Source organism: Arthrobacter sp. TB 23 (assembly GCF_000294595.1).
In the GTDB taxonomy this organism is placed as follows: domain Bacteria; phylum Actinomycetota; class Actinomycetes; order Actinomycetales; family Micrococcaceae; genus Arthrobacter_D.
In genome coordinates, this window is record NZ_ALPM01000083.1 from 17,330 (window position 1) to 28,710 (window position 11,381).

The window sequence follows — 11,381 nt, forward strand, 5'->3', positions numbered from 1 at the left end:
TGAGGTTGGTTTTGTCTGAAAGAGGCAAGAAATGGTCAGGACAGGGGTTTGCTCATGGGGTCCTGCGCAAACTGGCGGAAGCGTTCCGCCACGTCCGGCCCGCCCGCCGGGTCGCGGGTCACCAGCATAATCGTGTCGTCGCCGGCGATGCTCCCCAGGACCGAGGGCATCACCGAGTGGTCGATTGCCAGGGCCAGGAAGTTCGCGGCCCCCGGCGGGGTCCGCAAGACGACCAGGTTTCCCGACGCCTCAGCAGTGACGAGTAACTCCGAGCACAGCCGGGACAGCCGGGAATCGAGGATTTCCTGGGTGACCCCGCTCTGCGGCGTCCGCCCGCCGCCTTCGGCGGGCACCGCGTAAACGAGAGTACCCTCGCCGGCACGGACCCGCACCGCACCGAGCTCCACCAGGTCGCGGGAGAGGGTCGCCTGGGTGACCAGGACGCCGTCGTCGGCCAGGAGAGCAGCCAGTTCTGCCTGGGACCGGACCGACTGCCCGGTGAGAATCGCCCTGATCCTCGCCTGGCGGGCGGTCTTGGTGGTGGGCTGGAGGGAGGTCATCGTCGGTCCATCAGCCAGACCATCAGGGCTTTCTGGGCGTGCAGCCGGTTTTCGGCCTCGTCCCAGACCACCGATTGGGGGCCGTCGATGACATCGGCGGCAATCTCGTAACCACGGTACGCGGGCAGGCAGTGGAGGACGACGGCGTCGGGGGCGGCGTGCGCCATCGCGGCCGCGTCCACCCCGTAGCTGCTGAACAGCTCAAAGGTTGCGTCCTTGGCTCCCGCGCTGTCCGGTTCCTGGCCCATGGAGATCCAGGTGTCGGTGGCGACGACGTCGGCGTCGGCAAGCGCGGTGGCAGGGTCGGTGGTGACCAGCACCGACCCACCCGTCTCGGCAGCCCGGGCAGTGGCCTGATCGATCACCGACTGCTGGGGAAGGTGCCCCTCGGGGCCGGCGATCCGGACGTGCATGCCAGCGGTGACCCCCGCGAGCAGGTAGGAGTTGGCCATGTTATTGGCAGCATCGCCCAGGTACGCGAGGCTGAGCCCCGCCAGGGTGCCCTTGTGTTCGCGGATGGTCAACAGGTCAGCGAGAAGCTGGCACGGGTGGTAGTCATCGGACAGCGCGTTGATCACCGGGACCTTCGACGCCGCGGCCATCTCTTCCAGCCCGGCCTGCGCGTAGGTGCGCCAGACGATGGTGGAAACCATCCGTTCGAGCACCTTGGCGGTATCGGTAATGGATTCCTTGTGGCCCAGCTGCGACTCCCCCGCCCCGATGATCAGTGGGACCCCGCCGAGGTCGGCGATGCCGGTGGCAAAGGAGACGCGGGTGCGGGTGGACGTCTTGTCGAAGATGACCGCGACGGTTTGACGTCCCGCGGTGGCTGCTCCGGCCGGGTCCAGGCCGGCGTAGGTGCTGCGCGAATACGGGGCACGCTTGAGCTCGGCGGCAAGGTCGAGGACTTCGGTCTGCTCGGCCTGGGTCAGGTCGGTGTCGACCAGGAAGTGGCGGGTCATGGGGTACGTTCCTTTGCGATATTCAGGATGCCGGGCAGCGCGGCGGTGAAGGTGGCAGCCTGCTCTGTGGTGAGGATCAGCGGTGGTGCCAGGCGCAGCGTGTGCGGGGTGGGAGCGTTGATGATGAAGCCCTGGAGTAGTGCTTCGGTCACGGCCGCAGCGGCGTAGTCACCGGTCAGGTCGAATCCGATCAGCAGCCCTTCACCGCGGACCTCGGTGACCAGCTCGACAGTGGCAAGCTCGGCGCGGAGCCAGGCTCCGACGTCGTGCGCGTGGCCGAGGAGGTCGGTGGCCTCGATGGTGTGCAGGGTAGCCAACGCTGCGGCCGTCGCGACGGGATTCCCCCCGAAGGTGGTGCCATGCTGGCCGGGGGCGAACAGGGATGACACCGCAGCGCCGAACGTGATCAGCGCACCAATAGGGAACCCGCCGCCGAGTCCCTTGGCAAGCGTCATGGCATCCGGCACGATGCCGCTGGGCTGATGGGCAAACCAGGACCCGGTGCGGCCGATCCCGGTCTGGACCTCGTCGAGGATCAGCAGCGCGCCAGCTCGGGTGGTGACCTCACGGGCGGCCTGCAGATACCCGGGAGGGAGCGGACGGACGCCAGCCTCCCCCTGGATGGGTTCGAGGATGACCGCTGCAACGGTCTCGTCGACCGCGTTCACCAGCGCCTCGATGCTGCCGAACGGCAGATGTTCGACGCCGCCGGGGAGCGGTTCGAACGGCTCACGGTAGGCCTGCTTCGCGGTCAGCGCGAGCGCCCCCATGGTGCGGCCGTGGAAGGCGCCGTCCAGGGCCAGGATCCGGGTGCGTGCGGGTTTGCCGTCCGCCGCTGGGGTGCTGTTGCGGCGCGCCAGCTTGAAGGCTGCCTCCACCGCCTCGGTGCCTGAGTTGGTGAAAAAAGCCTTCGAACCGGCGGGCGCCGCCGAGAGCTGCAGCAGTTTTTCGGCCAGGGCAATCTGGGTGGGGCTGGTGAAGAAATTCGACACATGACCCAGGGTGGCGAGCTGGCTGGAGATCACCGAGGTGACGAACGGGTGGGCGTGGCCCAGAGCGTTGACGGCGATACCGCCCAGCAGGTCGAGGTACTGGTTGCCGTCGGCATCCCAGACGGTGCAACCGTTGCCGCGGACCAGGACCCGCTGCGGGGTGCCGAAGACGCCGAGCAGCGAGGAGCTGTAACGCGCCAGCCAGTCAGCACCCGAGGCCTGCTGGTCGAGCACTTCGGCGAGCTGTTCCGTGTGGTTGAGATCAGTCATGATCCGTCCTCGTCCGGTACCACCTGGGTACCGATTCCGGCGGTGGTGAAGGTTTCCAGCAGCATGGAGTGGGCCAGCCTGCCGTCGACGATGTGCGCGCGCTCCACTCCGCCGTCGATGGCGGCGAGGCACGCGGTCATTTTCGGAATCATGCCCGACTCCAACTGCGGCAGCATGGCGCGCAGCTGGCCGGCGGTGAGGGAAGAGATCAGCGAGGACCTGTCGGGCCAGTTGACGTACAGCCCCTCGACGTCCGTGAGGATCACCAGTTTGGAGGCGTTCAGGGCCTGGGCCAGGGCCGCCGCGGCGGTATCGGCGTTGACGTTGAGGACCTGGTTGGTGCCTTCGCCGTCGTCGTCAATCTCCGGGGCGACCGTTGAAATCACGGGGATCCGGCCGGCCTCAAGGATGTCGAGGATGGCGGCCGGGTTCACGCCGACCACCTCGCCGACCAGGCCGAGGTCCACCTCGACGCCGTCGACGACGGTTCCGGTGCGGGTGGCTTGCAGGAGGCCGCCGTCCTCACCGGAGAGTCCGACGGCGTAGGGGCCGTGGGAGTTGATGAGACCGACCAGCTCGCGGCCCACCTGACCGGCGAGCACCATCCGGACCACGTCCATGGTGGCGGGGGTGGTGACCCGCAGGCCGCCCTTGAATTCGGACTCCATGCCGAGCCGTTGCAGCATGGAGCTGATCTGCGGTCCGCCGCCATGGACAACGACCGGGCGGATTCCGACGTGGTGGAGGAAGACGATGTCCTCGGCGAAGGCGCGGCGCAGGTCCTCGTTGACCATGGCGTTGCCACCGTACTTGATCACCATCGTGGTGCCGGCAAACCGTTGGATCCACGGCAGCGCTTCGATGAGGGTCTCTGCCTTGTCTTGTGCGGCAATGACTGAATTCATGGTGTCCTTCTGTTCTAAGCTGCCGCGGCGGGCAACCGTTACGACGAGTACGCCGAGTTTTCGTGCACGTATTCGTGCGTGAGGTCGTTGGTCCAGATGGTCGCGGTCTCGGTCCCGGCGTTGAGATCAATCTCGACCGTGACGTCGCGGCCCGTGAGGTCCACCAGGTCCCGTGAATCGCCGATGCCGCCGTTGCGGCAGATCTGCACCCCGTTCATGGTGACGTTCAACTGGTCCGGTTCGAAGGCCGCGTCGGTGGTGCCGACCGCTGCCAGCACCCGGCCCCAGTTGGGGTCGTTGCCGAAGATGGCCGTCTTGAAGAGGTTTGAGCGGGCCACCGATCGGCACACCGTTTCGGCGTCCTTCTCGCTGGCCGCGTTGACGGCGGTGATGGCGATGTCGTGGCTGGCACCTTCGGCGTCCTTGATCAGCTGCTGGGCCAGTGAATGGCAGACCCCGGTGAGCGCTCCCTCGAACTCCTGCAGGTCGGGGGAGACCCCGCTGGCGCCCGACGCGAGCAGGACCACCGTGTCGTTGGTAGACATGCACCCGTCCGAGTCGGTCCGGTCGAAGGTCACTCGAGTGGCCGCGCGCAGGGCCGTGGCCAGCTGTGCGGGATCGACAACAGCGTCGGTGGTGAGTACCACCAGCATGGTGGCCAGACCGGGGGCGAGCATTCCGGCGCCCTTCGCCATCCCGCCGATGGAGTATCCCTCGCTGGGGGCGTCGACTGAAGCCGGGTGCCTCGCGTTCTTTGGCACCGAATCGGTGGTCATGATGGCTTCGGCTGCGGCCTGCCCGCCGGCGGTGGACAGTTGGGCGACGGCGTCGCTGACGCCTGGCAGCAGCTTGTCCATGGGGAGCTGTTCCCCGATCAGCCCGGTGGAGCAGATGAAAACGTCACCCGAGGAGACCCCCAGCGCGTCGGCGACGTACTCGGCGGTGGCGTGAGTGTTCTGGAAGCCAACGGCCCCGGTGCAGGCGTTCGCTCCCCCGGAGTTGAGGACCACTGCATCGACCCGCCCGTCGGAAACCACCTGACGGGACCACTGCACGGGTGCGGCGGCAACCCGGTTGGAGGTAAACACTGCCGCTGCGTGCTGCAGGGGTCCGTCGTTGACAACGACCGCGACGTCGGGCTTGCCCGAGGATTTGAGTCCGGCGGCAGTGCCTGCGGCGCGGAATCCGGCCGGTGCGGTGATGCTCATGGTGCTACTCCCTGCAAGGTGAGCCCAGCGGTCTCCGGGAGTCCCAGGGCAATGTTCATGGATTGGATGGCCCCGCCGGCGGTGCCCTTGGTGAGGTTGTCGATCACGCAGGTGACAATCACGCGCCCGGCGTGTTCGTCGAACGCCAGCTGGAGGTTGGCGTAGTTGGAGCCGAGCACGGCCTTCGTGGCCGGCCAGTGGCCTTCCGGTAACACGGTGACGAAGGGTTCGTCGTCGTACGCTGCGGTCCAGGCATCCCGCAGCTGTTCGGCAGTGGTTCCGGGCATCACCTTGGCGGTGGCGGTGGTGAGAATGCCGCGGGCCATCGGTGCGAGGGTCGGGGTGAAGGACACCTGGACCTGCTGCCCGGCGGCAAGGGACAGCCCCTGCTCAATCTCGGGGGTGTGCCGGTGTGCGCCACCGACTCCGTAAGGGCTCATCCCCCCCATCACCTCGGACCCCAGCAGGTGCGGCTTGACCGCTTTGCCCGCGCCGGAGGTGCCCGACGCTGCAACGATAACGACGTCGTCGGGCTGCAGCAGCCCGGCCGCGAACCCCGGGGTGAGCGCCAGCAGCGAACTGGTGGGGTAACAGCCCGGGACGGCGACCCGGCGGGCGGAGCGCAGGAGTTCGCGGTGGTCGGGCAGCTCAGGGAGGCCGTACGGCCAGGTGCCGGCGTGGGCGGAGCCATAGAACTTTTCCCAGGCAGCCGGGTCGGAGAGGCGGTGGTCGGCGCCGGCATCGATCACGAGGGTGGTGTCGGGTAGCTGGGCGGCGATATCGGCACTGGCGCCGTGAGGCAGGGCGAGGAAAACCACGTCATGGCCAGCGAGGTTTTCCACTGTGGTCTCTTCAATCAGGCGGTTGCTCAGCGAGTGCAGGTGTGGTTGAAGTTCACCGAGACGCGATCCTGCACTGCTGTGGGCAGTGATCGCACCGATGGTCACCGAAGGATGGGAGACGAGCAGGCGGAGCAACTCACCGCCGGCGTAGCCGCTGGCACCCGAAACCGCCACTGAAATAGTCATGACCCAACAATACAACAGGAATATACAGAGGTCCACATAAATATGCACGAGGTGCTGCGAGGAGACCCGGTCGTTCTAGCATGGAAACACAGCACGCCAACAAAGGAGCCTCGATGCCAACAGCCATTGTTATCCAGCAAGCCGGAGGGCCCGAAGTACTCAAGGTGACCGAGGTGGATCGGCCCACACCAGCGGGCTCCGAGCTCCTGGTGCGGGTGGCCGCGGCAGGCGTCAACTACATCGAAACCTATCAGCGCAGCGGCTACTACCCGGTGGGCTATCCCTTCACCCCGGGCGCCGAGGCCGCAGGCCAGGTGGTGGCGCTGGGCCCGGAGGCGTCCGGCTTCGCCGTCGGCGACCGGGTGGCCTTCGCCGAAGGGAAGGGCACCTACGCCGAGTTCACCCTGGTGGAAGCCGACAAGGCCCTGCCGGTGCCCGAGGGCATCAGCCTCGAAACGGCAGCAGCGCTTCCGTTGCAGGGCATGACCGCGCACTACTTGATCAACACCACCTTCACCGTTCAGCTGGGCCAGACGGTCTTGACGCATGCCGGTGCGGGAGGCGTGGGCCTGCTCCTCATCCAACTGCTCAAGGCCAGGGGTGCCCGGGTGATCACCACGGTCTCCACCGACGCCAAGGAAGCGCTGGCCCGGGAAGCCGGAGCAGATGAAGTGCTCCGATATGAGGGCTTCGACACCGCCGTGCGGGAGCTCACCAACGGCGTCGGAGTGGATGTCGTGTACGACGGCGTGGGCCGGGCCACCTTTGACGGGTCGTTGGCGTCGCTACGGAAGCGCGGCACGCTGGTGCTGTTCGGCGCTGCGTCGGGGCCGGTTCCGGCGTTCGACCCGCAGCGGCTGGCGTCCGCGGGGTCGGTTCATCTCACCCGGCCGAAACTGCTCGATCACCTGCTGACCGTTGAGGAACGGCGCTGGCGCTCCTCGGAGCTGTTCGCCGCCGTCGTGGACGGCTCGCTGAAGGTCAGGATTGGCGCAACCTATCCCCTGGAAGCCGCTGCGCAGGCGCACGAAGACCTGGAGGCACGCAAAACCACCGGAAAAGTGCTGCTCGTTCCCTAGCACCCGGATTGACTGCCCGTGACCCGTGGGCAGTCCGGACGGTCCGGACGGTCCGGACTGTCCGGAACCGCGACCGGACCGCCCGGAACGGGCTAGCGCTGGACGGCTCCGTGGCGTTCGGCCGCCAGGTGGACCGCTGCGTCGCGGGCGCCGCTGGCCTCGTCGGCGGTCAGGGTCCGGTCCGGTGCCCTGAACCGCAGGGCGAAGGCCAACGACTTGCGCCCGTCCTCAATTCCCGCGCCGTCGTACACGTCAAACAGGTGCACGTCCTCGAGGAGCTCCCCCGCGCCTTCGCGCAGGGTCGACAGCACGACGTCGGCCGGCAGCCCGCCGTCGACCACCAGTGCCACATCCTGGGTGGTGGCAGGGAAGGTCGAGAGGTGCTTCGCGACAATCACATCCGGAGCGGCGTCGAACAGCAGGTCGGCGTTGATTTCCAGCGCCACGGTGCGGGCTGGCAGGTCTAGGGCGGCAAGAAGCTTCGGGTGAAGTTCGCCGGCATAGCCGAGCAGTTCACCGGTGCGCAGCGAAATGCGTGCCGTGCGACCGGGATGGAACACCTGGTGCTCCCCCTGCGTCACCTCAAGGTCGACGCCGACGACGTCGGCCATCAGCCGGACCGTGTCCAGGGCATCCGCCCAGTCCCACGGGCGTGGCTGATGGTTGGCGCCTGCCGGTGAGTCGTTGCCGGTGAAGACAGCAGCGATGGTCAACGGCTGGTCGGGCAGTCCGTCATAGAGGCCGTCCAGGATGTCCTCGGAAGGGCGGACACCCAACGGCGGAATGTCACGACTGCCGACGGCGTCCTGCGGCAGGAACACCAGGCCCGCCTCGTACAGGGCCAGATCCCGGAAGCCACGTGAATGGTTCCGTTTGGCGACTTCGATCAGTCCGGGCAGCACCGAGCGGCGCAGGTAGCCCAGTTCGGCGCTCAAGGGGTTGGCCAGTTTGATGGCGGGCTGTTCCGTCGCGTCGGCGGACCCGAAGGTGTTGTTGCTGTCCAGCGACACGAACGGGTAGGAGAGCACCTCGGTGAGGCCCGAGTCGGCCAGCGCCTGCAGCACGCGGCGGCGCTGCACCTGGACGCGGGACAGGCCGCTGCCGGGAGGTGCCACGGGAAGCCGGGACGGGATCTTGTCGTAGCCCACCAGCCGGGCGATTTCCTCGGTGAGATCGTCCTTGATCTGCAGGTCCTGCCGCCAGCTGGGCGCCGTGACGGTGTGACCGCCGTCGTGCGCTTCCACTACGGCCCCCAAATCGGTGAGGGCCCCGGTGATCTGCTCGTCGGTGAAGTCGATGCCGATCCGGCTGGCCGCGTAACCAGCAGGCAGGTCGATGACGACGGCGTCGGGCTGGGTGCCCACCTCGGTTCCGGCGTCGTCGGCGGTGCCACCGGCGAGTTCGACCAGCAAGTCCACCACGCGCTGGGCGGCGATGCCGGCAACCTGCCAGTCCACCCCACGCTCGAACCGCTTGGAGGCCTCGGACGGCAGCTTGTGGCGGCGGCGTGATCGCGCGATCGACACTTCATCGAAGTGGGCCGCCTCGACCAGCACCGTGCCGGTCGAGTCGGACACCTCCGTGTCGGCGCCACCCATGACACCGGCGATGCCGATGACGCCTGAACCGTCGGCAATCAGGAGGTCCTCGACGTCGAGCTTGCGGACCTTGTCGTCGAGGGTTTTGAGCGTCTCCCCCGGCGTTGCCCGCCGGACGACGATGCCGCCGGAGAGCTTGTCCTGGTCGTAGCAGTGAATGGGCTGACCCAGTTCGAGCATCACATAGTTGGAAATGTCGACGGGCAGGGAAATGGAACGGATCCCGGCGAGCCGGAGCCGGGAGGCCAGCCACGGCGGCGTGGGACGGCTCGTATCGACGTTGCGGACGGTGCGGGCGACGAACCTGTCACAGCCCGGGTTGCCGTAGATCGGCGACTCGTCGCTGATGGTGACCGGGTAACCACCGGACAGAGCCGCGGGCGCGGTGACCTGGGCTGCGGGGTCGGTGAAAGCGGTCCCGGTGGCATGGGCGTACTCACGGGCAACGCCGCGGATCGAGAAGCAGTAGCTGCGGTCCGGGGTGACGTTGATTTCGGCGGCCTGGTCGTAGAGACCCAGCAGGTCCATGGCATCGGAGCCCACCTCCGGGTCGAGTCCGAGGGTGGAGAGCACCAGGATGCCGTCGTGATCGTCGCCGATGCCAAGTTCGCGCACCGAGGCGATCATGCCGGCGGAGACGTGGCCGTAGGTTTTGCGGGCGGCGATGTGGAAGTCGCCGGGCAATACGGCGCCCGGCAGGGTGACCACCACCTTGTCACCCTCGACGAAGTTGTGGGCGCCGCAGACGATGCCCTGCACCCCCGACGGGTCGATGCCCTCGGTGGTCAGCGTCTGGGGCTGGCCTTCGGGGACAACGCGGACCTGACACCAGTTGATGGTTTTGCCGTTGGTCTGCGGCTCCTTGACCACCGAGAGCACCTGGCCGACGACGACGGGCCCGGACAGGGTGTCGGTGGGACGGTGCACGGCCTCTTCCTCAAGGCCGACCTTGACCAGTTCAGCCATTACGTCTTCGGCGGTGGCACCGGCTGGGACCTGTGCGAATTCACGCAACCAGGAAAGTGGAATACGCATGCTTAGATCTCCATCCCGAAGTGCTCGCTGAACCGTACATCGCCCTCAATCATGTCCCGCATGTCGCCTACCTCGTTGCGGAACATCAGGGTGCGTTCAATGCCCATGCCGAAGGCGAACCCGGAGAATTCCTCGGGGTCGATGCCCGCAGCGCGCAGCACATTGGGGTGGACCATGCCGCAGCCACCCCACTCGATCCACTGCGGCCCACCCTTGGCGCCGGGGTGCCAGATGTCGAGTTCGGCTGATGGTTCGGTGAACGGGAAGAAGTTCGGGCGCAACCGGATCTGGGCGTCGTCGCCGAACATCAGCCGGGCGAAGTGCTCCAGGGTGCCGCGCAGGTCGGCCATGCTGAGGTTCCGGTCGATGGCCAGGCCTTCGAACTGGTGGAACACGGGCGTGTGGGTGGCGTCGAGCTCATCGGTGCGGAACACTTTGCCGGGGCACAACACGTACAGCGGCAGCGGACGTTCCAGCATGGACCGCACCTGGACGGGTGAGGTGTGGGTGCGCAGCAGCAGGTGCGCCTCGGGAGGCTCCACGAAGAAGGTGTCCTGCATGTCACGGGCCGGGTGGTCTGGTTTGAAGTTCAACGCGTCGAAGTTGAACCACTCCGACTCCAGCTCGGGTCCTTCGGCGATTTCCCAGCCCATGCCCACGAAGATGTCGCTGACGCGTTCCTGCAGGGTGGACAGCGGGTGGCGTGCACCCGCACGCCGACGTCGCGGTGCGGCCGTCACATCCACCGCCTCCTCAACGAGGATGCGGGCGTCACGTTCGGCTTCCAGTTCAGCCGTCCGGGCGGCGAGCGCGGCGTTGATTCTGCCGCGCGCCGGCCCGATGTTCTTGCCGGCCGCAGCCTTCTCGTCCTTGGCGAGGGCACCGATGCCCCGGTTCGCGAGGCTGAGTGGCGATTTGTCGCCGGTATGGGCGATTCGCACCTGCTTAAGCCCGTCAAGATCGGCCGCGGCTGCAATGTCGTCGAGCGCGCGATCAACGGTCGCGCGAATCGCCTCGGCATCAAGCGGGGAAGGAACGTCGACGACGGCGGACGTTGCGTGCACGGGTCCGCCCGGCGGTGTGGAGTCAGACATCGAGATGTTCATACCTTCAGTGGTGGTGGGCAACTGGTGTTTCACCGCGGATCCGGTGACCGTTGGCAGACGGTGCAAGTCTAGCTAACACCGGTGCTGAGTCCCCAATGGGCACCTGTCACTCCCGTACTAGGATGATTCCCATGGTCCCGGCCCACAGAATGCGATGGCTGCTCAACTGGCTGAACCTGTCCACCGCGGCGGGGCTGATGCTGGCGAAATCGAAACGGTGCGACCTCCGCCCTGGCCCCGAGGGGCTCCTCCTCGCTTTCAGCTACACCGGCACCCTGCCGGTGGCGCGTGCCTTCACCGTGGGAAACGTCATCCTGTTCCGCGGGTCGGCCTCGGAGGGGGCACCCCGCCCGGCGCTCCTTGCCCACGAAGCCCGGCACAGCACCCAGTACGCCATCTGTCTGGGGTTGCCCTTCCTGCCGCTTTACTTCGCGGCGGCGGCTTTTTCCCTCCTGCGTACCGGTGATCCTGCATCCCTGAACCTTTTTGAGCGGCGCGCGGGATTGGCCGATGGTGGGTATGTTCAGCGACCAGTGCGGCCGCTTGCCACGACACTTTCCGCCGTATTCGGGAAAAGGGGAGCACCGTGACGTTGGGTACCGACGTTCCAACCATCACGGTCACCGGTACCGGCTCGG

Annotated in this window: 10 protein-coding genes; 2 read left to right on the forward strand and 8 right to left on the reverse strand. The window is 67.1% G+C overall.

Going from position 1 to position 11,381, the window contains the following annotated elements; translation table 11 throughout:
* Nucleotides 1-35: 35 nt before the first annotated feature.
* Genes B384_RS0112270 through argC form a run of 6 tightly spaced genes read right to left on the reverse strand, consistent with a single transcriptional unit; the run spans nucleotide 36 to nucleotide 5,925 of the window.
* The gene (locus tag B384_RS0112270; RefSeq protein WP_019483395.1) at nucleotides 36-560 is read right to left on the reverse strand and encodes an arginine repressor; all 525 of its coding nucleotides are present in this window, start codon (nucleotides 558-560) and stop codon (nucleotides 36-38) included.
* Entirely contained in the window at nucleotides 557-1,522 is a 966-nt protein-coding gene (gene argF, locus B384_RS0112275; RefSeq protein ID WP_019483396.1) for an ornithine carbamoyltransferase, read from the reverse strand. The genes B384_RS0112270 and argF overlap by 4 nt, the downstream gene beginning before the upstream one ends.
* Entirely contained in the window at nucleotides 1,519-2,784 is a 1,266-nt protein-coding gene (locus B384_RS0112280; RefSeq protein WP_019483397.1) for an acetylornithine transaminase, read from the reverse strand. Before B384_RS0112280 ends, argF begins: the two co-directional genes overlap by 4 nt.
* Entirely contained in the window at nucleotides 2,781-3,689 is a 909-nt protein-coding gene (gene argB, locus B384_RS0112285) for an acetylglutamate kinase (protein WP_019483398.1), read from the reverse strand. The genes B384_RS0112280 and argB overlap by 4 nt, the downstream gene beginning before the upstream one ends.
* Nucleotides 3,690-3,727: 38 nt before the next feature.
* Nucleotides 3,728-4,897, reverse strand: coding sequence for a bifunctional glutamate N-acetyltransferase/amino-acid acetyltransferase ArgJ (gene argJ, locus B384_RS0112290; protein WP_019483399.1), 1,170 nt, complete (start codon nucleotides 4,895-4,897; stop codon nucleotides 3,728-3,730).
* The gene (gene argC, locus B384_RS0112295) at nucleotides 4,894-5,925 is read right to left on the reverse strand and encodes an N-acetyl-gamma-glutamyl-phosphate reductase (RefSeq protein WP_019483400.1); all 1,032 of its coding nucleotides are present in this window, start codon (nucleotides 5,923-5,925) and stop codon (nucleotides 4,894-4,896) included. Before argC ends, argJ begins: the two co-directional genes overlap by 4 nt.
* 113 nt (nucleotides 5,926-6,038) lie before the next feature.
* Between argC and B384_RS0112300 the strand changes: the two genes are divergently transcribed.
* Entirely contained in the window at nucleotides 6,039-7,004 is a 966-nt protein-coding gene (locus B384_RS0112300; protein WP_026041159.1) for a quinone oxidoreductase family protein, read from the forward strand.
* A 92-nt stretch (nucleotides 7,005-7,096) separates the two neighbouring features.
* Here B384_RS0112300 and pheT read toward each other — a convergent pair whose 3' ends face one another.
* Both pheT and pheS read right to left on the reverse strand, forming a co-directional pair.
* A complete protein-coding gene (gene pheT, locus B384_RS0112305) occupies nucleotides 7,097-9,637 on the reverse strand; it encodes a phenylalanine--tRNA ligase subunit beta (protein WP_019483402.1) in 2,541 nt (846 codons plus the stop codon).
* A 2-nt stretch (nucleotides 9,638-9,639) separates the two neighbouring features.
* On the reverse strand, nucleotides 9,640-10,731 hold the full coding sequence (gene pheS / locus B384_RS0112310; protein ID WP_024477015.1) for a phenylalanine--tRNA ligase subunit alpha: 1,092 nt from the start codon (nucleotides 10,729-10,731) through the stop codon (nucleotides 9,640-9,642).
* Nucleotides 10,732-10,874: 143 nt separating this feature from the next.
* On the opposite strand from pheS, the gene B384_RS0112315 reads away from it, so the two are divergent.
* On the forward strand, nucleotides 10,875-11,333 hold the full coding sequence (locus tag B384_RS0112315) for an eCIS core domain-containing protein (protein WP_019483404.1): 459 nt from the start codon (nucleotides 10,875-10,877) through the stop codon (nucleotides 11,331-11,333).
* The last annotated feature ends 48 nt before the right edge of the window (nucleotides 11,334-11,381 follow it).